Origin of the sequence: Microvirga terrestris (genome assembly GCF_015694425.1) — a bacterium.
Classification (GTDB): domain Bacteria; phylum Pseudomonadota; class Alphaproteobacteria; order Rhizobiales; family Beijerinckiaceae; genus Microvirga; species Microvirga terrestris.
The window spans coordinates 93392-113277 of record NZ_JADQDN010000009.1; the positions used below are offsets into that span (position 1 = coordinate 93392).

Consider the following 19886-nt stretch of genomic DNA (forward strand, 5'->3'; position numbering starts at 1 on the left):
TCACTGTCCGTTGACGGTCAAACCACTCAAGAAAAGGGGCTATCATGGATCCGTTCGTTTCGGCGCTGGAGGAACTCGCGGAAGCCCTGTTGGCGGGAGAGGATCCGGAAGGCGCCCTGCAGGATATCGCGCAGGAACACGACCTCCCAGCTCAAGCCCTACGCAACCGGGCCCTTCGGGCATTCGGCCCGCTGGAGACCTATAAGCAGCGTCAGGCGGAGCTGAAGAAGGAGCGCGAGCAGACCGCCAGACGACGGGACCCCGTTTTGGCGGGCGCATCGTTTCTGGCCGCCATAGCGAGCCTAAGCCCCAAGCTGACCACGGAGGAACGGCTAGCCGAGATCAAGCGTCTTGCGGCCGAGTATGACGTCAACCCCGCAGCGCATAAGGATGCCATCGAGCGTCTGCGCAGGCGCTGATAATCGACAGACCTGTCAGGTGCGCAGATTGTTGAGGCAGCCTGCGGGAAGGCCCGCCCCGGTCACGAGGATCGCGCCATGCCAGAACAGCTTCCAGCCTGATTGCCCATCAGGCAGCGTGACGACCGCGATTTCCCCGCTGCCATCCATCCAGACCATCTGCGCATCGACCGATGCGAGCGATTTGATGGCATACTCCTGCCCTGTGCCCGGTAAGAACATCACCGTGGTAAATTCATCCCCTCGCAACGGCCAAATTCCCATAGCGCCCATGCCGAAAATCAGAAGAGATACCAACGTGCGGGCTTGATTGGGCGATCGGACAGCCCCGGATCCGTCGCCCGTCGACCCGCGCATGATCCACCCGAGGATCACCGGCACGAGACCGAAGAGGCCCAGCCAGAGGAGATCCCAGAAGAGCGGGCTGCTGCTGTCCATCCGGATCCGGTGGATTCCGAGGAGCCAATGGGACAGAACCGCATCGACGATGTGCCACACACCGAAGCCGATCAGGATTCCAGCTAGCAGCAGACGGCCCGACATCCCGACAGGGTTGCGCCCCGAGGCCCACAACATCCAAAGCCCCATGGCGGCAATCACGTACATTAGGGCATGGAAGTACCCATCGGCAGCAACCTGGAATCGGATGTCGTCGCCGTTGATGGCACTCAGGAGATGATGCCATTGCAGGATCTGGTGGAGCAGAATTCCATCGAAGAAGCCGCCGAGGGCGAAGCCAAGCACATAGCCGGGCCACGGATGGCAGCGTCGGGATGCGGTGATTGCCAAGATATGCCCTGGGTTGGAGAGCCGTTTCGTTCCCTCAACCGTCGGTGCTGATCGGAGGTTTCAAAGATTCATCCATGTTTACGATTGTCATTGATGTGTCGGGTTCCTGACAGACGAGAAGACACCCCTCAGGTAGGATTCGAATCAACAATACAACGAACGATTTGTAGGGGGCACAAGCATGGCCATCCGAGCCTCGGTCGTCGTCTTCCTCAGCAGGGAGAGCGAAGGCCACGTTTCGGACCCTAAGGTGCCAGATGAAGAGCAGGAAACCAAAACCTTCTGCATCCAAAGCCCGACGTGCCGCAAAGCTTGAGCGACAACTCAAGATCGTCGAGGCGCAGATTGCCCTTTTGGAGAAGGACACCGACTTGAAACTCGCCGCGCAGGATCATTTCGTCCTGTGGAGGCGTCCCAGTCTGTTTGCACCTTGGCCCCTCGGAGTTCAGCACTAAACGGAGCAGTCTCATTCATCGGGATCGGTAAAGCCGGTTAATCGCTATCGTCCAACGATGCGGCCAGAACGCCACGACCGCAACGATGAGTGCGATGAGGATGAGGGTCATCATCACCTGCGCGGCGCCGAATATCGGCGCATCCTTGGCGACGAACCAGCCCGTCACGAAGCCGGCCGCGATCATCAGAATTCGAACGATCCAGCCGAGCATGTGAGCCTCCGTGCTGTCGCAAATGCCTTGTGCATCATGACGGCACATTCGGGTATTTCCTTGATCCCGATCAAGGTCGAATAAATTCACTCTGGCGATAGCTTTCAGGTCCAGTAGAGAATCCGAGCGGATGGAAGATAGTCCTCAATCGCCTTTTCGAAGAAGCCGCGCATCTGCTTCATGATTTCGGACGGATAGACATATTTGACCGAGTTGAACTTGGTTGTCTTCCGTACCCGTGTCTGTTCATCCATGTCGAGGTCCGAACCCGAATACCACCCGTTCAGGACGGTTTTGGACCCAGGCGTGAACCGGTGGGTAATGAGTTCCACCGACAGATCGAGATCAGGCACATCGCGCGTTGCGGCGGCGGCTTCCTGGAGCAAAGCGCCGTAGGCCCCACGCCAGTTCTCGACGGGCATGATCGGTGCAATCGTCAGGCCTATTCTATAGCCGGCCAAGGCTGCCAATCGCATGGCATACAGTCGCGCTGAAACGGGTGCTGTCCCACCCTCGAAACGAGCCGCAGGCATCGCATTGACGGAAAAGCGGATCCGGGTACGCCGGCCATGCGCGATGCCGAGCAAAGGCTGGATGGCATCATATTTGGTGGTGAACCGGAGTTGCACGGGAGCCTGCCAAGATCCGAAATGCGCGATGGTCGCTGCCAATGAGCCGGTAAGGTGCTCGATGCCCAACGGGTCGGTGTAGCAAGACGCCTCGAACGTGGTACCCTCGTGTATGCGATCCGGGGATCGCGAGGTCACGGTGCCCTTGCCGGCATAATCTGCTAGGCTGCCAATGATCCCCGGGAGATTGGCGTAAACCCTCGTGACCGGAGGACCGGAGAGCGAGCCTGCCAAGTAGCAGTACTGGCAATGGGCCGGGCAGCCCTCCGCAAGATCGACCCGCCAATCCGCGCTTGGCGGAATCGGCTGCAGACGAAGCTTGCCTGGAGGCGCCACGACAACTGCGAGGGTCGTCTTGGCATTCACGTAGCTCTGCCGTTCATTCTCGCCGGCGAGACCCGTGAGGCGGTTGCTTTTCAGCTCGACGATCTCAGACCCCAGAGAGGCCGCTCGCTCCAGAATGGCGCGGCCATGGTCCCATTCCAGCGCCGCCGGCGTCACAAGCACGCGCTTGGGCCGCCAGAGCTTGGGCGCACCCTCCTTCTTCTCATCAAGGGCTAACCCGGCATTCAACACGGCATCTCCTTCAACGGAAGTAACGCCGACCGCTAACCGGAGGTCCTTCACGGGCAATCTGCCACAGCTTCAGGCTTGGTCGGCACGAAGCTCAGAATGGGATGCGTTGTCCGTCCCAGGCGAAGAACCCTCCACTGTCCGCTGCGGTGAGACCATCCAGGACACTGAGCAGTCGCTCGGCGGCATAGGCGGGAGTAAAGAGATTCCCGCTTTCAACTCCTCTCTGAAATGGCTGACTTAAGGCTGTATCGACGGTTCCAGGATGAAGGGCAACACAGATGGCGTCGGGCTTCTGGCGCCGGAGTTCCACGGCCAGGGTGCGCATGAGCTGGTTGAGAGCAGCTTTCGACGCGCGGTAGCTGTACCACCCGCCGAGCCGATTGTCCTCGATACTGCCGACACGGGCCGAGATCACGGCGAAAATGCTCTTCCCGCCCTTCGGCAACAAAGGCAGCATGTGTTTGGCGACCAGCGCAGGCCCGATGGCATTGATGCGAAAACTCCTGGCCAGAAGTTCCGGATCGAGGCTTCGATAGGTTTTCTCTGGCTGATAGTCCGCTGCATGCAGCAATCCGGTTGCCACAAGAACCAGACGCAATGGGGCGCCGTCTCGGAGTTCCCCAGCCGTTGCGGCAACACTGGGCTCGTGCTCGATATCGATGACCCCTGCTCGTACGCCTCGATACCCGCTGTCGAACCCTCTCCGTGACAAGGCATGGACAGCCTCGAACCCCTCGCCTGCCAGCAACTCCGTGACAGCCGATCCGATTCCTCCCGAGGCACCGATCACAGCAGCCCGTGAGGACCGCTCAAGACTTCCCAAGGGATTTGTTGAGGTCATGAGAACCTGGCAGGAGTGACGCTAGAATATGCGCGGCTTTTGCCATGAAGGGAAAGACCTATCATCCCCGTCCGCACCGTGCTCCGGCATTTGTGAACGGGGCAGCCGGATCAGAAACGCTGTGCGGAGAACGGACTGCCGTCGACGGGGCCCGGTCGCCTTTCGAGCATACCCGCGACCATCTGGGCCGTGATCGCAGCCTGGGTCAAGCCATAATGCCCATGACCGAAGGCGTAGATCACGCGCCGGTCCCGCCCGGCAGGCCCGATGACCGGCAGGGAATCCGGGATCGAAGGCCGGAACCCCATCCATCGCTTTGCGGACGGCTCTGATTGCACATGGGGCAGGAAGCGCGTCAGACGCTGCACCATAGCATCAGTCCGGCTATGGTTGGGCAGAGCCTCAGTTCCGGCGAACTCGACCGCGCCGCCGACCCGGTCGCCCGTGTCGAGAGGCGTTGTGACGAAGCCCTCGCCTTCGAACATGATCGGTCGACTGATCCCGAACGTACCCTTTGGATAGGTCGCGTTGTAGCCTCGCTCGGTATCGAGCGGGATCCGGTCGCCGAGCTGGGCAGCCAAGGCGCGAGACCAGATCCCGGCCGAGATCACGAGCCGATCGGCAACCACGGCTTTCTCGGCACTATGTGTATGAATGTGAATCGCCCCGTCCTGCAGCTCGATTCTTGAGGCGTGCGCCGCCACAGGAACGGCGCCGCGCTCGAGAGCCAGTCGCAGAAGGTCGGCAGCGAGAACAGCTGGGTCGGAAACATAGCACGCATCCGGATACAACACAGCGGCTTCGACGCTGTGAAGCGACGGTTCCAACTCCGCGAGTTCTTCAGGGTGCAGAGCCTCCGCCGCAATTCCAAAGCTGCGCTGACGGTCGATGATGTCCTGAGATCGAATGAAGTCGCCTCGATGCCTCCACACGGAGAGAATTCCCTTCCCCCTGAGGTGCCCATCCAAATTCAGAGAGGACAGGAGTGCCTTCCAGGCCGGCAGCGCCTCCGCGTTGATCGAGCGAATCGCCCCAATGCTGGCCTTGATCCGTGAGGGCGACGAGGCTAGCAGAAAGCGCACTAGCCACGGTGCCAGATGTGGCAGGTAGCCCGGCCGGATGGTGAGCGGCCCGAGCGGATCCATGAGCCAGCCTGGCAGGTTCCGCCAGGCCTTCGGCGAGGCGAGCGGCATGACGTCGGTATGGGCGATCCAGCCGGCATTGCCGTCCGTCGGGCGCCCTTGCTTGCCGCCCGGCTCGATCAAAACGACCTCATGGCCTCTGTCGAGCAAGGCGTGCGCGGTGGCAAGCCCCACAATGCCTGCACCGATGATCGCGACCCGCATGGTTCGTTCCTAAAGCAGGCTTAAGGCCTAGCGGTTCTGGTCGACAACCTGGAAGCCGTTGGCGAAAGGATCCCGGTCGTCGACGAAGATGGTGTTGAACCCTGTGACCCGCGCCCATCCCTCGATCGACGGGATGATGGCATCCCGGTCACCCACCTTGGTGCGCCCTTCGATGCGTCCCGTGAAGGTCGAGCCGATGATGCTCTCGTGCACGAAGGCATCGCCCTCTTTCAGTGCTCCGCGGGCGGCCAGATGCGCCATGCGGGCGGAGGTGCCAGTCCCGCAGGGTGAGCGGTCGATCGCCTTGTCGCCGTAGAACACTGCATTGCGCGCGGTGCCACTTGGTGTCTGGGCCTTACCGGTCCATAGCACGTGGGTCAGGCGGTTGATGGCCGGGTTCTCGGGATGCGCGATCTGGTAGCGCGCATTGAACGCCTCGCGCAGCTTCGGGCTCCAGCGCAGGATGTCGGACGGGTTGACGTCTGCCACATCCGAATAGAGCGTCTGCGGCTCCACGATGGCATAGAAGTTGCCGCCATAGGCCACATCGACCATGAGGTGCCCAAGCCCTTCGACCTCGACCTCGTAGCCAGTGCCATAAAGGAAAGACGGGATGTTGGTGATGCGCACCCGCTCCACGAAGGGACCGTTCTGCTCGTAGCGCGCCTCAACCACGCCGGCTGGCGTATCGAGCCGCAGCAGGCCGGGTGTCTTGGGATGAATCAGGCCGTTCTCAAGCGCGATGGTCACCGTGCCGATGGTGCCATGGCCGCACATGGGCAGGCAGCCGGACGTCTCGATGAACAGGATGCCGACATCGCAATCCGGCCGGGTCGGCGGGTAGAGGATGGAGCCCGACATCATATCGTGGCCGCGAGGCTCGAACATCAGGCCGGTGCGGATCCAGTCGTATTCCGCCAGGAAATGCTGGCGGCGTTCGAACATTGTGTCCCCTTTGAGCTGGGGAATGCTGCCGCCGCCGACCACGCGGACAGGGTTGCCGCAGGTATGGCCGTCGATGCAGAAGAAGGTGTGGCGCGCCATGGCCTCACTCGCTGTTCACAAGAGATCTTATCGAAGATGACAGGCGCCGCGAGATCGCACCGCCTCGTTTTTCAGGCTGCGGATTTCAGGCCTACATCCGGCAGCTTCGGACGGTTCTTAAGTGCCTTGTCCATGACAGCTTCGACATGAGCGCGGTCCGCTCCTTCGAGGGGCAGACGCGGCGGACGAGTGAGAGCCGAGCCGCGACCCATGATTTCCTCGCAGAGCTTGATGCACTGTACGAGATCCGGCCGCGCATCGAGATGCAGGAGTGGCATGAACCACTCGTAGAGCGCCCTCGCCTCCTCATAGCGGCCGGCCTTCGCCAGACGGAACAGGGTCTCGCCCTCCTGGGGGAAGGCATTGGACATGCCGGAAATCCAACCCGCCGCGCCGAGCATCACGCTCTCGACCACCACGTCGTCGAGGCCGGCGAAGAGGACGAAACGGTCGCCCACCATGTTCTTGGTGTCGATGAAGCGGCGCGTGTCGCCAGACGAATCCTTGAAGCAGACAATGGTTTCGCAATCGGCGAGCGACGCCAGGATGTCAGGCGTCACGTCGTTCTTGTAGATCGGCGGATTGTTGTAAACCATCACAGGAAGATCGGTGGCCTCGGCAACGCCGCGGAAATGGGCGGCGGTCTCATGTGGCTTCGAGGAGTAGACCAGGGCGGGCATAACCATCACGCCATCGACGCCGACGCGTGCGGCCTCCTTTGCAACCTCGGAGGCGAACTGGGTGGTGAACTCAGCGATGCCGGCGATCACCGGCACCCGGCCGCGGGATACGCTCTTGGCGGTTTCCATGATGGCGACCTTTTCGGAGCGGCTCAGGGACGTGTTCTCGCCAACGGTGCCGCAGACGATAAGACCTGAGACGCCGTCCCGGATCAGGCCGTCCAGCACCTTGGCCGTGGCATCGAGATCGAGATCAAAGTTCGATTTGAACTGGGTGGTGACCGCGGGAAAGACGCCTTCCCAACCGATTTTGTACGCCATTATGGTCCTGCTCCCAATGAGGCATTGAAGTTCTGTATTGTAGATTGTATAAAATCTACACTGTCAAGCGATACCCTTCCCTCCTGCTGCATGAATTTGATGACGAACCGAGCCGCACCGCCCCCGACGCCCATTCACAAGACACTCCAGCACCGGACGATCTCCGCCTCGGTAGCCGGGGAGCTGCGCCGTCGCATCGTGGACGGCGAATTCCAGGCCGGCTTCCAGCTGCGCCAGGAGGCTCTGGCCGTGGAATTCGGGGTCAGTCGAATCCCGGTTCGCGAAGCTCTGATGCAGCTCGAGGCCGAGGGGCTCGTCAAGATCCATCCCCATCGAGGCGCCATCGTGTCAGCGCTCTCGCCGGAGGAGGTCGAGGAGCTGTTCGAACTCCGGGCACTGCTGGAGCCGCGCCTTCTCAAGGCCTCGGCTCCGCACCTGAGGGAAACGGATTACCGCCGGCTAGAGGACATCCTGAAGGAATACAGCTCTGAGCTCCACGCTATGCAGGTGAGCCGCTGGGGCGAGCTGAACCGGGAATTTCACATGGTCCTGTACCAGCATGCCGGCCAGCCCCGCTCGCTCGCCATCGTGGCGAATCTCCTGCAGGAATGCGACCGCCACACCCGCCTTCAGCTCGCCCTGACCGATGGCCGCGCGCGAGCAGAAGCCGAACATGACGAGTTGCTTCGCCTCTGCGCCGCTGAGGACACTGCTGCGGCCTGCAAGCTCCTCAAGACTCATATCGAGGGCGCAGGGAAGTCGCTTCTGAAGTATATCCACGAGCATCAGAAGGGGGGCTAGCCCCGAAAATGCTGTTGTTACGAGGTCTGCAAGGCGGGCTCTGCCTGCTGCTTCATGCGACTCTTGGCCTGCCGGGTCATCCAGACGGTGAGGACGATAGTTGCCATCAGCCCAACGGCTAGCAGAATCCAGTTCATCACGCCCGCACCTCCCTCTGCGGCCGTTCGGCCGATCACGCCGATCCACACGTTCTGGATCGTCCCGGGCACGATCCCGATGGCCGTTGCCAACAGGAATGAGCCGAGGCGTACGCCGGTGACGCCGAAGGCGTAGTTCTCGACCGCGAAGGGAGTGACCGGCGTCAGCCGGGCCAGCACGATGGTTTTGAACGACTCCTCATAGGCGACCGTGTCGACCGCCTTCATGGTCGGATGCCGGTCCAAGAAGCGCTTGACTCCCTCCCGGGCGAGATAACGGCTGACCAGGAAGGAAATAAGGGCTGCCGTCATACCGCCTAAAAAGCAGATCGTCAGCGCCCACCAGCCATAGGCGACGGCAACCGCGAGGGTCAGGGCCACGCCGGGCACGAGCAGCAATGTGCAGACGACGTAGCCGATGCTGACAATGACAACGCCTGTCGTTCCAAGGCCTTGCGCCCATCGGCTGAAGTGATGCAGCCACTCATCCATGGGCAAAAGGAACCAAGCCGCAATGAGAGCGATGAAGCCGATCACGGATGCGGCGGCAAGCCAGATGAATTTTCGGTTGGCGGATGCAGATGGCAAGGATGGGAACTTCTCATTTGGACGAAGCCAAACGCTTGATCCTCCCTGCCGTTCCGACTGAAGCTGTGGAGGTAGTCACCGCACAGCGGACACGTCCATTGGTGAATGGCGACTCCGGTAGGGCTCGAACCTACGACCTGCCGCTTAGAAGGCGGCTGCTCTATCCAGCTGAGCTACGGAGCCGTTCGGTAGCCCGCCTCGACCTCAGTGGGTCCAGGGGCCGACGCGGTTGAACTTGAAATTGTCTGAATAGGAGATCGCCCGCCGTTTGATCTCGTGCGGCTCCTCGACCCGGTACGCGATGCCTTCCCGCTCGGCATAGGCCATGGCCTCTTCCTTCGAATCGAACCACAGGCGAAGTTGCTGGCGGGTGTCGCCCGAGCTCGTCCAGCCCATCAAAGGCTCGATCTCGCGGGGTTTATCCTGCTCGAAGACGAGAAGCCACTGCTTGGTCCGGGCCATCCCGGACTGAGTTGCAGACTTGGCAGGCTTGTAGATCCGTGCAGGCATCGGTTTTGGACTCTCTCCAAGACTCATGCGGTGATGATGGTCGGGGCGGCAGGATTTGAACCCGCGACCCTCTGCTCCCAAAGCAGATGCGCTACCAGACTGCGCTACACCCCGAAATCTTCAACAGCTTGGTTTCTCTATCGATTTGAGAACCCCTGTGCAAGCCCTCCAGTTCCTTGTCCAACTCTCCTGTGAACTCGAAGCATCAGGAGAGGCCGATGCAAGGCTCATAGATCGACTTGGTCGGGATATTGTCCCGGGAAATCGCTGGTGGCCGGGGAACGATCGCCTCTTGTTGAGCTCAGATGGGCGAGTGCATTCCTAATACAAGAGAAGTATTCATTCCAATATCATAGGAAAAAGGGCCGCGCCCTGTCATTGCTTGACAGTGTCCGCGACCCTCCCGGCCCGTAATCCCCTACGGGAAAACCCTCCCTAAGATAATGTTTACGCTTGAGCAACCTATTTTCGTTCATAGGTGAACTTTCATATGAGATATAATGTCTCACTAAATCGTTGTCTTGCCACATGAATTCCCACCTTGCCGCAATGATGACACGATCATGCAGCACATAGGGAGGAACCGGCCTTCTTTGCCCCTACGGGCCGGACACTCAGCGTCCATGCATAACCATGGGCGCTTTCTTTTTGCGCATATCACCCAAAAGCCAGCATAATGGTGATCAGCGCTCCAAGGGCAACAACCCCTGTGGCGAAGCCCGCGACGGTTAGCGCATTGTTGCGATCTCGACGGTCCATAAAATTATCCAGGCTTGTCCAGGACTACCCTGCCAACGCGGGATAGGGACGATTGTCCCCAGCCAAAGGATTGCACCAAAACGCTCATGTGGTTCGAGGCTGTAGCTCACCCTCCTCTTGGCGAAACGTCAGGGCAGTCTACTGAGTAAGCATTGATGGTCTTTGGCTGTCACATTGTCAGTGATCACCCAATGGATGATCTTCTCGTTCTCATCGATCTCAAGCACCATTTCGAGAACCGAGTTCTCTGCATAAACTCCGAAGAACCCGTAGCGGCGCGCTCCCCAGGACGGCAGACTGAAACGCTCGATCTCATGAGTCAGGCCGTGGCAGTGCGCCAGGGTCAGCTGCAGGTCCTCCAGCGAGTATTTCTCCTGTAGGGATGGCGCTAGAAGCTCGCGAAAAGCTTCAGCATCCCTTGCATTGTAGATGCGCAAGAGGCTCTGGGAGACGTTGATCACCGCATGGGGACCGACCTGGGCGGCGGCGGCATTCGCCAGCAGCAAACCAGCCAGGACGGTAATAACGATTGTGGTTCTGCCGGACATCCCTGCCCGTGCCTGTCTCAGCGCTTGAAGAGAGGGTGTTCCACCCGGTCGCCCGGCTTGATGCCCAACTTGGCAGCCGTGCCGGCGTTCAGCTCGAGAACCGCCAGAACCGGCTCACCGGACGGGATGGTGCGCGTGGACAGGGGCTCGGTATTGGCAGCGATGCGGGCGACGGTGCCATCAGGCCGGATGAACAGCATGTCGAGCGACAGATATGTGTTCTGCATCCACATCGACACGGGTTCGACGCGCCCGAAGTCGAACAGCATGCCCTGGTCAGCCGGCATGGAGCGCCGGTACATCAACCCTTGCGCCCGGTCCGCGTCGTTGCGGGCGACCTCGACCTTAAAGGATTGCTTCTGTCCGCCCTGAGTGGCAATCGCCAGGGCCTCAAGAGCTTGCGCGTAGGCGGCACCGGCCAAGAGGACGACGAAGCCGAGAGCCGGGAGAACCGGCCGGAAACGCTGCAGCACGGAATGTCTCATCAATGGGAGTGCGGCAGGGCCATATCGGCCAGACGAACCTCGGCAGCCATGAGACCCTTCGAGCCGTCACCGAAGCGCACAAAGACCCGCTCGCCGGGCTTCAGCTCGGCAATGCCGTAGCGGCGCAGGGTTTCCATGTGGACGAAGATGTCCGGCTTGCCCTCGCCTTGGGTGAGGAAACCGAAGCCACGCAGGCGGTTGAACCACTTCACAACCGCGGGTTCCAGGCCGCTGGTCGGCACCACCTGGACATGGGTGCGGGGCAGTGGAAGCTCGGATGGGTGGAGCGCCGTCGACTCATCAAGGGACAGTATGCGGAAGGCCTGCAGACCCCGGGGGCGCTGAACGGCCTCGACGACGATCCTCGCTCCTTCATTGGCAGCCTGATAGCCGTCTCGGCGCAGGCAGGTTACATGAAGTAGGACATCCGGCATGCCGTTATCCGGAATGATGAAGCCGAAACCCTTGGCCACATCGAACCATTTGATACGACCACTGACCTGGACAAGATCGAGAGCGCCCTCCTCCGAGCCCGGCTGAGAAACCTCGCGGCGCCCATGATCTAAGGAAGGATTCTCCTCTCGGAGACTGAAAGAATTGGAGCCGTAATCGCCAGTCATGAAATAACCCAAACTCGAATCATGAACCCGATTCTTAAAAAGAAGATAACATCGTCCTGAATCAGGGGAAGCCAGAAACACACCTCAGCGACCGATGAAATTTTCAGCACCCTGCATGTTCTTGAAGTTACGCAATAAATTTTGAAAAGACTTCGCCTATTTCTGCATGTATCGTTAGATCGGCGGCCGTATCGAGGGGTGTCGGCTCCCGATTGACGATGACGAGGCGCGCCCCGTTCTCCTTGGCGAAGGCCGGAAACGCAGCCGCGGGGAAGACCACCAGCGATGATCCTGCGACCAGGAAAAGGTCGCAGACCGCCGTGAGCCTCTGTGCCCGCCGCATCGGTTCTTCCGGCATAGCCTGCCCGAATGAGATGGTTGCCGATTTGAGAATGCCGCCGCAGACCATGCATTCAGGCGGATCGTCGTCTCTCTCGAAATGGTAACGTACCCAGTCGAGTTCATGACGGCGGCCGCAGGAGAGGCACTTGGCAAAGGTGCCGTTGCCGTGCAACTCGATGACCTGATCCTCCGCCAAGCCAGCTTCCTGATGGAGTCCATCGATGTTTTGGGTAATGACGGCTGGCATTCTCCCCGAGGCGACCAGCGACGCAAAGCCGACGTGACCGGCGCTCGGACGAGCCCCGCGGTAGAGATCGTCCATGGTGAACTTGCGTCGCCATGCCTCCCGACGCGCCTTCGGATCCCGGAGAAAAAGCTGGAACGGGATCGGCTTATTGCGCATCCAGGGAGAGCCCGGTGAACGGAAGTCCGGAATGCCACTCTCCGTCGAAATCCCGGCTCCCGTGAAGCCCGCCACGATCCGGGCATCTTGAAGCATATCCAGCAATGTGGCGATTGAAGCGGTAAGACTCTCAGTCATGCCTGTTCATGTAAGACCGGACGATCAGGAAGGAACGCCCCTGCTCATGAAACATTCGGACGTGAAGGCCGGCCCCCTCCTGTCTCAGACGATTACGGTTCAGCGGTGGGATGCCATCGACGTTGCCCGCGGTCTCGCGATCCTGGCGATGATCGTCTACCACTTCAGCTGGGACCTGAGTTTCCTGCAACTCATCGACACCAATATCCTTCAAATTCCGGCCTGGCGCTGGTTCGCGCGTGGCATCGCAGGCTCCTTTCTGATGCTCTCGGGCTTTGGCCTCGTCCTCGCTCACGCAAAGGGTTTTAACAGTTGGGGCTTCCTAAAGCGTCTCATGAAGGTGGGTGGTGCGGCTCTCGCGGTGACTCTAGCGACGTACTTTGCCTTTCCGGAAAGCTATATCTTCTTCGGCATCCTTCACTGCATTGCGGTCTCGGGCGTGCTGGCCCTGCCTTTCCTGAGGCTTCATCCGATCCTGATTCTGGCCTGCGCGGCCCTGTGCCTTGGAGCGCCGTACATCCTCACCGATCCAGCCCTTAACGCTCCATGGCTCGACTGGCTCGGACTCGGTTCGACCAATCCGGTCACCAATGATTACGTGCCGATCTTTCCCTGGCTTGGCCTCGTGCTGACTGGCGTGGCGGCAGGCAGGATTTTGCTGGCAAGCCAGAAAACCATGAGCCTTGCCGGCTGGCGCTCCAGGGATCCGTTCTCAAGACTGCTGATCTGGGCCGGGCGGAAGAGCCTGCCGATCTACCTGACCCACCAGATCATTCTTCTGAGCATTCTCTACGGGGTGCTGCAAATCGTTGGCCCCAACCGCATGGCAGAAGCACAGCCCTTCATGATCCAATGCGAGGCCTCCTGTCTGCAGAATGCGCAGCCCCAGACTTGCAGGAATCTTTGCTCCTGCACAGTCGAAACCCTTCGCCAGAGCGACCTCTGGCAGAAGGTGCTCGACAATACCACGACGGCCCAGGACCAAACACGCATCTCACGAGCCGCACAGCAATGCCTGCGCCAGAGCCCGCCATCATAAAGGGCATTGACAGCACAAACTGGATGTCTCGCTCTCCTTGCTAGGCCGGAGGACAGCACCATTAATCTTACGCTATCCCGTCATTCATTTACGGAATCCGCGGGCGAAAAGTCGCCTACTCCACAATAAATCTCCTATTTTTGCTCCTATTCCGATTGATTATTTATATCGTTTCGATATCGGATGAAGAATAGACATCATGATTCCGTAGCGGAATATACCAAGGATCCATCCTGTGACTTTTTCGTTGAAGGCAGAAGTCGCTCAGCATGTTCTTATGCTCTGCCAGATGATAGACGGGAATAAGACCACACCTATCGCCATAGATGTCTCTCTGACGCGCACCCTTGCCTTCGACTCCCTCAAACTCATGCAGTTCTTTGCAGGGATCGAACAGCTCTACCCCGGCATCGCGCTCGAGGACTGGTTCGTCGAACACAGCACCGATGGGCGGGACACGGTTGACAGCGCTGTCGCGTACATGACGCGATTTCTTGCTCCAAGCTCCTGAATGGTTGAAACCGGCTCTGCATCTGTCCAACTAGTAGCGGTCGGCTGACACCCGGTGTGCTTAAACCCAGCTGCACCCATGGGAGGAAAACTGTGCTGCGCGATTATCTGGCTGAACTCCCTCTCATAGCGATCCTGCGTGGCCTGAAGCCGGAAAACGCGGAACCCGTCGGTCACGCCTTGGTCGAGGCTGGCTTTCGTATCATCGAAGTTCCGCTCAATTCGCCGGAGCCGTTCCGCAGCATCGAGATCCTGGCCAAGACCATGCCACGGAGCGTCCTCGTCGGCGCCGGCACGGTTCTCGACCCTGAACAGGTGAATGGGATCCGCGATGTGGGTGGCAAGCTGATTGTCATGCCTCATGCGGATCTTGACGTCATCAGGCGGGCCAAGGAGCAGGACCTCATCTGCACGCCGGGCGTCGCGACGCCGACCGAGGCCTTCGCAGCGCTCAAAGCCGGAGCCGACGGCATCAAGATCTTTCCTGCCGAAGCCGTCCCGCCCGCTGTCGTGAAAGCCTGGCGGGCCGTTCTGCCGAAGGATGCCATTGTTGTGCCCGTCGGCGGCATCAAGCCCGACAACATGAAACCCTATGTGGATGCTGGGGCCAATGGGTTCGGCCTGGGCTCGGCGCTGTTCACGCCGACTATGTCGGTGGAGGAGATTGGCCGGAAGGCTCGCGATTTTGCCGCCGCCTGGCAGGCCCTCCGCACCCCTTGAGCCTCTCAAGAACGTCAAGCTGAAACACCTGGGCAGGAACCCCCGAGGGCGAAAGCCGTTCTCAGGAAGAGATGCCCCTTTGTTGGAGTTTGACCATGAAGAAGACGGCTTTGATTCTTGCAGCTTCGCTCCTGAGCACGGCTGCATTCGCTCAGGATACCACGACCACCATCAAGAAAGAGGAAGGCCTTCTGGGCAGCAAGACCACGATTGAGCGCTCCACGGAGCCCAGCACCACGTCCTCGACGTCGGTGACGACCTCCACGACCGGTAGCGTCGGCTGCACCTCTGAGACCAAGCAGAAGACCGACGAGTTCGGCGATACGACCACCAAGAAGAAGGTCGAGTGCTAAACCGCTTCCGCAGGTTTTCCAGCCAGGCCCGGCATCTCTCGCCGGGCCTTTCTTATTATCGGCGCCCGCTACGAAAGAACGGAACCGTCAGAAGGCGCCGCCCCGTCTCGTCGGTGATCTCGAGCTCGATATTGCCCGCGTCGGCGAGTTCGTCGCGAAGCTCCTCGACGGTTGCCAGAGCTTCGGCCTTAGCCGCTTCGAGATCGGGAAGCTCGATGCCCTCCTCGTCCTCATCAACCTCGTAGCCGTCCCGGATGTTGAAGAAATAGCGGGGCATGTTTTTAGCTTCATTCTGATCTGTGGCGGGGAAAAACGCCTTTGCCGGCGGCAGGTTCAACCGAGCGCTTCCGCCTCCTATACACATTCCTGTGCCGGACAACAGCCCGCGTCCGAACGGTGGAGCTTTTTCCGTAATGGCGCGTTGATCCGCACGCCAAGGGTCAGTGCGGGTCAACCGTATAGGAAAACGTCATGATCCGCTCCTCCCTTGCCCCGCTCGGGGCCTTGGCCGCCCTGACGGCGATTGCCGCATCTCCGGCCAGCGCCCAGTCGGTCTGCGGCCCCCGCGAACATCTCGTCAAGCTGCTGGCCGATCATTACAAGGAAGATCCTGTAGGCATGGGTCTGTCCCAGCCCGGTCAGATCCTGGAAGTCTTCGCATCCTCCAACGGCTCCTGGACGATGGTCATGACCATGCCTGACGGAAAAGCCTGCATGATCGCTGCCGGTGACAGCTGGGAGATGGTGATCAAGGTCAAAGGCAATCCCGTGTGATGGATCGCTTGCTTCGGGCAATGCCCTAGGGCCGGAGCTTACTGAAATCCTCTTTGGTGTCGATATCCTGGACAACGGCATTGTCCGCAGTCGGCCATTCCACAACGTCCGGTCTTCCGCGAAGAACAGATCCTGCGCCAACGTCGCCGGAGAGGCCTTCGATTACAGCCTGAAGACCACGCGAAATCACGACCGGGTTGCCGCGCCTGCCGCTCAGGGTGGGCACCAAGGCAGCCGGCCCTCCGCTCTCATGCCAGCCGGCCACAACGGCATTGATGAGGTCAGAGCCCACGAGCGGCATATCTCCCAGGAGAATGATTGCGGCTCGCGTCTCTTCCGGTAATGCGGAGAATCCTCTTTTCAGAGACGTCGAGAGACCATCCGCGAACAGGGGATTGTGAACGACCTGAATCGGCAGCCCATTCAGTTCTTCCTCAACAGCGTCAGCGCGATGGCCTGTCACCACGATTACCGGGTTGGCCAAGGAGTGGACGGCAGCCTCCGCAGCATGGCGAACCAGGGCTTTTCCACCGACTTGAGCCAACAGCTTCGGCTCTTCGCCGAAACGGGTGCCGCGACCGGCCGCCAGCAGTATCGCTGCGACGTCGCTCATTCCTCACCCTCGCTCTCGCCGCCCTCGCGCGGCTGAGGCCGTGAGACGATCTCCATGAGAAGCCCGCCGACCCCCAAGGACATGATGTCAGCCCGGGTCACGGGCACGTCCGCCAGAAGCCGATGAAGAATCCAGTCGAAGCCGTTCTCCTTCGAGGAGCGGGCGCAGCCGGGGGCGCCAATCACGGGCTTGCCGGCAATGGAGCCCACAAGAAGAAGGTTTCCCGGATCGACCGGCATCCCGAAATGCTCCACCTGTCCGCCGGCCATCTCGATGGCCGATGGAATGACGTCGCGGCGGTCGGCAATGGCGGATGCTCCGAAGACGATGATGAGTTCAGCATCGCCACTTGCCTGAGCCGCCAACTCCTCAGCCAGGATGCCGGCTTCATGCGGAACCCGGCTCTCCTGCACGACCCGCGCATGCGCCGGCTCCAACCGTCGCCGGAGCACCGCAAGGGTCTTGTCGATCACGCTCGGCTTGAGGCCTGGAAGTAGAGTGGAAACGACGCCAACGGAGCGGCGTGCGTAAGGGGCGATCCACAGGGCTCCCTTGCCTGCTCTATCAATCCCACTCTGCAGCAAGGCATCCGGGATGGCATAGGGAATGATCTTGACTGTGCCGACCATCTCTCCGGAGACGACAGGCTTGTAGGCCGGCAGGGTAGCGACCGTCATGGCTTCGTCGACGGCATTGAGACCGTGGATTGCCTCGACATCGATGACGAGAACGCCCGCGGCTTCGGCGTAGAGATTAGATCGTCCAGTGAAAGGCGCCTCGACAGCAACCTTATTGCCTGCAAGGGTATGAGCCAGCCGGGAGGCGGCCTCGTCCTCGGCAATATCGCCGGGCTCGAACCGTGCTGCAATGAGGGTCTCGACCCCAGCCTGCATCAGGCGCATAGCAATGTCCGCCGTGATGACGGTTCCCTTCTTCACCACCATCTCATCGGCCCGGACGCTATGGGCCGCCAGGGCCCCGATCGCTTCCTCGACTCGAACCTGCCCGAACTTCACGCCGAGCGCCTCTGGTCCTTGCGCAGGCTTGCAACGATCTCAGCCAGAATGGAGACTGCGATCTCCGCAGGCGAAACGGCCCCGATATCAAGGCCGATGGGCGCATGAATCCGCAAGAGATCAGCCTCCGCAAAGCCCGCCTCAGTCAGGCGTTGGATGCGGCGTTCATGGGTTTTGCGCGAGCCGAGCGCGCCGATGTAGAAGCACTCCGACCGCAGAGCAGCAATGAGCGCGGGGTCGTCGATCTTCGGATCGTGGGTGAGAGCCGCGACAGCCGTATACCGGTCAATACCGATCTCCGGCAGAACTGTATCGGGCCACTCCGCGAGCACCGAAACCTCGGGAAAACGCTCGGACGCCGCGAAAGCCGTACGCGGGTCGATGATCGTGACGTCGAGGTCGAGGCCCATGGCGATCGGCGCCAGCGCCTGACTGATATGAACAGCCCCAATGACCACCACCCGCACCGGCGGCGTCTGCACGGTCAGAAAGAACTGGCGGCCATTCCGTTCGACCAGCCCGCTCTTGCCCCGACGCAAAGCATCCCCCAGGTCCTCGGCCAAAAGGTCGCCGTCAACCTCCGCCTCTCGAATGAGGCGCTGGTCGCCCGACGCGACGTCGGTCACGAGCACGGCAGCCCGCCGGGCGGCGCGCTCCTTGTTGAGATCTGAAAGGAGACTCAGGCGCATGCCGTCTAGTCCACCCTCTCGACATAGACCCGGATTCGCCCGCCACACGACAGTCCCACCTGCCAGGCTGTCTCGTCGGCGACACCAAACTCGATCATGCGGGGCTTTCCGTCGGCGATCACGTCGAGGGCCTCGGTGATCACGGCCCCTTCCACGCACCCACCGGAGACGGATCCGAGGAAGTTAGTGTCGCCGTCGATCACCAGGTGGCTGCCGACCGGCCGGGGCGCCGATCCCCATGTCTCGACCACCGTCGCAATTGCGACACCCCTGCCCTCCCGTCTCCAGCCTTCTGCTGTCTTGAGGATATCTGTGTCGGTGGAGAGCATGAGATTTCCCGGCAAAGGCGCATAACGCTGATCGATACTGCCACCACCACCCCTTGAACGGCAACCGGCATGCGAAGCGCCAGGACGTCGAGGCATTGACAGGCCTAGCGTTGGAGAGTCTGATCTATGCGGAACAAGCACCTTCGTCGGATGGACCGCCCGCAGGATGCTGAATGATATCTACAGCCGCCGCATCCTGGAGCTTGCGGCCGACATCCCGCTTCAGGGCACCCTGCCCGATGCGCATGCGAGCGAAAAAGCCCATTCGAAACTTTGCGGCTCGACGGTAACGGTTTATCTGAAGCTCGACGGCGATGTGGTCAGCGCCTTCGCTCATGAGGTAAAGGCCTGTGCCTTGGGTCAGGCCTCCTCGTCGATCATGGGACGGCATGTGGTCGGCTCGTCAGCCGAGGAGCTCCGGGCGCTCCGGGAGATCATGCATCGCATGCTGAAGTCCGGCGGGTCTCCTCCTCCCGGCAAGTGGGCCGACTTGGCGCTTCTGGAACCTGCCCGGGACCTGAAAGCCCGCCACGCTTCCATTCTCCTTACCTTCGACGCAGTTGTCGATGCACTTGCTCAGGCCGAGGCTGCAGCCAGAGCTCAGGCCGTCACAAGTTCAGACAGTTGAACACTTGGCTCTTGCGTGCATTGCAGCAACGCTTGGCAGGTGACGCACCGCCTGATTTGCCCTTACTCTGCTGTTGGGCTGTTGTCAGGAGGAGAACGCAGCATGGCGATGACGATGCAGGGCGAAGTCGCACTTCCGGCCGACCGGGCGACCGTGTGGGCGGCTCTCAACAATCCGGAGATCCTGAAAGCAGCTATTCCCGGATGCCAGGAACTGGAGAAGATCAGCGACACGGAGTTCCAGGCGACCGCGAAGATTTCGGTCGGGCCCGTCAAGGCAACCTTCAAGGGCGGGGTGAATCTCACCGATCTCGACCCGCCCAACGGCTACACGATCAGCGGTGAGGGACAGGGCGGCGTTGCCGGTTGGGCCAAGGGCGGGGCGAAGGTACGGCTCGAGGATGTCGAGGGCGGTACCAAGCTGATTTATGACGTCGAGGCCAATGTCGGCGGCAAGATCGCTCAGCTCGGCGGGCGCCTCATCAACGGCGTCGCGAAGAAATATGCCGACGAGTTCTTCGCGAATTTCGCCAAGATCCTCTCGCCTGCCGAGACGGTCGCCTGACCGGACC

Annotated in this window: 27 protein-coding genes and 2 tRNA genes; 9 read left to right on the forward strand and 20 right to left on the reverse strand. The window is 60.6% G+C overall.

Features of this window, described 5'->3' with window-relative positions; translation table 11 throughout:
• The first annotated feature begins 44 nt into the window (after positions 1-44).
• Positions 45-419 carry a hypothetical protein gene (locus I2H36_RS16260; RefSeq protein ID WP_196264957.1) on the forward strand — a complete coding sequence of 125 codons (375 nt, stop codon included), beginning with the start codon at positions 45-47 and terminating at the stop codon, positions 417-419.
• Between the two features lie 15 nt (positions 420-434).
• Here I2H36_RS16260 and I2H36_RS16265 read toward each other — a convergent pair whose 3' ends face one another.
• The 7 genes from I2H36_RS16265 to I2H36_RS16295 form a co-directional block, all read right to left on the reverse strand.
• Positions 435-1208: a DUF2243 domain-containing protein gene (locus I2H36_RS16265; protein ID WP_210331101.1), complete on the reverse strand. Its 774-nt coding sequence runs from the start codon at positions 1206-1208 to the stop codon at positions 435-437.
• Positions 1209-1678: 470 nt separating this feature from the next.
• Positions 1679-1876, reverse strand: coding sequence for a hypothetical protein (locus tag I2H36_RS16270; protein ID WP_196264958.1), 198 nt, complete (start codon positions 1874-1876; stop codon positions 1679-1681).
• A 104-nt stretch (positions 1877-1980) separates the two neighbouring features.
• Positions 1981-3078 (reverse strand): spore photoproduct lyase family protein, encoded by a 1098-nt coding sequence (locus I2H36_RS16275; RefSeq protein ID WP_210331102.1) that lies wholly within the window; start codon positions 3076-3078, stop codon positions 1981-1983.
• 94 nt (positions 3079-3172) lie between these two features.
• Complete coding sequence (locus I2H36_RS16280) at positions 3173-3922, reverse strand: SDR family NAD(P)-dependent oxidoreductase (RefSeq protein WP_196264960.1); 750 nt, start codon at positions 3920-3922, stop codon at positions 3173-3175.
• Between the two features lie 110 nt (positions 3923-4032).
• Entirely contained in the window at positions 4033-5268 is a 1236-nt protein-coding gene (locus I2H36_RS16285) for an NAD(P)/FAD-dependent oxidoreductase (RefSeq protein WP_196264961.1), read from the reverse strand.
• Between the two features lie 27 nt (positions 5269-5295).
• A complete protein-coding gene (locus I2H36_RS16290; protein ID WP_196264962.1) occupies positions 5296-6312 on the reverse strand; it encodes a 4-hydroxyproline epimerase in 1017 nt (338 codons plus the stop codon).
• A gap of 71 nt (positions 6313-6383) precedes the next feature.
• A complete protein-coding gene (locus I2H36_RS16295; protein WP_196264963.1) occupies positions 6384-7313 on the reverse strand; it encodes a dihydrodipicolinate synthase family protein in 930 nt (309 codons plus the stop codon).
• Between the two features lie 99 nt (positions 7314-7412).
• Between I2H36_RS16295 and I2H36_RS16300 the strand changes: the two genes are divergently transcribed.
• On the forward strand, positions 7413-8114 hold the full coding sequence (locus I2H36_RS16300; protein ID WP_196264964.1) for a GntR family transcriptional regulator: 702 nt from the start codon (positions 7413-7415) through the stop codon (positions 8112-8114).
• Between the two features lie 17 nt (positions 8115-8131).
• On the opposite strand, the gene I2H36_RS16305 is transcribed toward I2H36_RS16300, so the two are convergent.
• The 8 genes from I2H36_RS16305 to I2H36_RS16340 all read right to left on the reverse strand — a co-directional run bounded on the left by I2H36_RS16305 (position 8132) and on the right by I2H36_RS16340 (position 12644).
• A complete protein-coding gene (locus I2H36_RS16305; protein ID WP_196264965.1) occupies positions 8132-8839 on the reverse strand; it encodes a TVP38/TMEM64 family protein in 708 nt (235 codons plus the stop codon).
• 106 nt (positions 8840-8945) lie between these two features.
• Positions 8946-9022 (reverse strand) — tRNA-Arg (locus I2H36_RS16310).
• Positions 9023-9043: 21 nt separating this feature from the next.
• Positions 9044-9349, reverse strand: coding sequence for an ETC complex I subunit (locus I2H36_RS16315; RefSeq protein WP_196264966.1), 306 nt, complete (start codon positions 9347-9349; stop codon positions 9044-9046).
• 37 nt (positions 9350-9386) lie between these two features.
• Positions 9387-9463, reverse strand: a tRNA-Pro gene (locus I2H36_RS16320).
• A gap of 773 nt (positions 9464-10236) precedes the next feature.
• Positions 10237-10656, reverse strand: coding sequence for a hypothetical protein (locus tag I2H36_RS16325; RefSeq protein ID WP_196264967.1), 420 nt, complete (start codon positions 10654-10656; stop codon positions 10237-10239).
• Positions 10657-10673: 17 nt separating this feature from the next.
• Positions 10674-11141 carry a DUF192 domain-containing protein gene (locus I2H36_RS16330; RefSeq protein ID WP_196264968.1) on the reverse strand — a complete coding sequence of 156 codons (468 nt, stop codon included), beginning with the start codon at positions 11139-11141 and terminating at the stop codon, positions 10674-10676.
• The gene (locus tag I2H36_RS16335; RefSeq protein WP_196264969.1) at positions 11141-11761 is read right to left on the reverse strand and encodes a cold-shock protein; all 621 of its coding nucleotides are present in this window, start codon (positions 11759-11761) and stop codon (positions 11141-11143) included. Before I2H36_RS16335 ends, I2H36_RS16330 begins: the two co-directional genes overlap by 1 nt.
• A 127-nt stretch (positions 11762-11888) precedes the next feature.
• The gene (locus I2H36_RS16340) at positions 11889-12644 is read right to left on the reverse strand and encodes an SIR2 family NAD-dependent protein deacylase (protein WP_246718862.1); all 756 of its coding nucleotides are present in this window, start codon (positions 12642-12644) and stop codon (positions 11889-11891) included.
• Between the two features lie 46 nt (positions 12645-12690).
• Here I2H36_RS16340 and I2H36_RS16345 point away from each other — a divergent pair, with 46 nt between their 5' ends.
• The 4 genes from I2H36_RS16345 to I2H36_RS16360 all read left to right on the forward strand — a co-directional run bounded on the left by I2H36_RS16345 (position 12691) and on the right by I2H36_RS16360 (position 15266).
• Positions 12691-13683 (forward strand): heparan-alpha-glucosaminide N-acetyltransferase, encoded by a 993-nt coding sequence (locus I2H36_RS16345; protein WP_196264970.1) that lies wholly within the window; start codon positions 12691-12693, stop codon positions 13681-13683.
• 235 nt (positions 13684-13918) lie between these two features.
• Positions 13919-14194 carry a hypothetical protein gene (locus I2H36_RS16350; RefSeq protein WP_196264971.1) on the forward strand — a complete coding sequence of 92 codons (276 nt, stop codon included), beginning with the start codon at positions 13919-13921 and terminating at the stop codon, positions 14192-14194.
• Between the two features lie 92 nt (positions 14195-14286).
• Positions 14287-14913, forward strand: coding sequence for a 2-dehydro-3-deoxy-6-phosphogalactonate aldolase (locus I2H36_RS16355; protein WP_196264972.1), 627 nt, complete (start codon positions 14287-14289; stop codon positions 14911-14913).
• A 95-nt stretch (positions 14914-15008) separates the two neighbouring features.
• A complete protein-coding gene (locus I2H36_RS16360; protein ID WP_036352564.1) occupies positions 15009-15266 on the forward strand; it encodes a hypothetical protein in 258 nt (85 codons plus the stop codon).
• A gap of 55 nt (positions 15267-15321) precedes the next feature.
• On the opposite strand, the gene I2H36_RS16365 is transcribed toward I2H36_RS16360, so the two are convergent.
• Positions 15322-15543, reverse strand: coding sequence for a DUF6894 family protein (locus tag I2H36_RS16365; protein ID WP_196264973.1), 222 nt, complete (start codon positions 15541-15543; stop codon positions 15322-15324).
• 194 nt (positions 15544-15737) lie between these two features.
• On the opposite strand from I2H36_RS16365, the gene I2H36_RS16370 reads away from it, so the two are divergent.
• Positions 15738-16040: a hypothetical protein gene (locus tag I2H36_RS16370; protein WP_196264974.1), complete on the forward strand. Its 303-nt coding sequence runs from the start codon at positions 15738-15740 to the stop codon at positions 16038-16040.
• Positions 16041-16065: 25 nt separating this feature from the next.
• Here the strand turns inward: I2H36_RS16370 and I2H36_RS16375 are convergent, their stop codons facing one another.
• Genes I2H36_RS16375 through I2H36_RS16390 form a run of 4 tightly spaced genes read right to left on the reverse strand, consistent with a single transcriptional unit; the run spans position 16066 to position 18687 of the window.
• Positions 16066-16653, reverse strand: coding sequence for a nucleotidyltransferase family protein (locus I2H36_RS16375; RefSeq protein ID WP_196264975.1), 588 nt, complete (start codon positions 16651-16653; stop codon positions 16066-16068).
• Entirely contained in the window at positions 16650-17669 is a 1020-nt protein-coding gene (locus I2H36_RS16380) for a molybdopterin-binding protein (RefSeq protein WP_196264976.1), read from the reverse strand. Before I2H36_RS16380 ends, I2H36_RS16375 begins: the two co-directional genes overlap by 4 nt.
• Positions 17666-18358, reverse strand: coding sequence for an XdhC family protein (locus tag I2H36_RS16385; RefSeq protein ID WP_196264977.1), 693 nt, complete (start codon positions 18356-18358; stop codon positions 17666-17668). The genes I2H36_RS16380 and I2H36_RS16385 overlap by 4 nt, the downstream gene beginning before the upstream one ends.
• Positions 18359-18363: 5 nt before the next feature.
• A complete protein-coding gene (locus I2H36_RS16390; protein ID WP_196264978.1) occupies positions 18364-18687 on the reverse strand; it encodes an XdhC family protein in 324 nt (107 codons plus the stop codon).
• 166 nt (positions 18688-18853) lie between these two features.
• On the opposite strand from I2H36_RS16390, the gene I2H36_RS16395 reads away from it, so the two are divergent.
• Complete coding sequence (locus I2H36_RS16395; protein ID WP_196264979.1) at positions 18854-19315, forward strand: iron-sulfur cluster assembly scaffold protein; 462 nt, start codon at positions 18854-18856, stop codon at positions 19313-19315.
• A 102-nt stretch (positions 19316-19417) separates the two neighbouring features.
• Positions 19418-19879, forward strand: coding sequence for an SRPBCC family protein (locus tag I2H36_RS16400; RefSeq protein ID WP_196264980.1), 462 nt, complete (start codon positions 19418-19420; stop codon positions 19877-19879).
• The last annotated feature ends 7 nt before the right edge of the window (positions 19880-19886 follow it).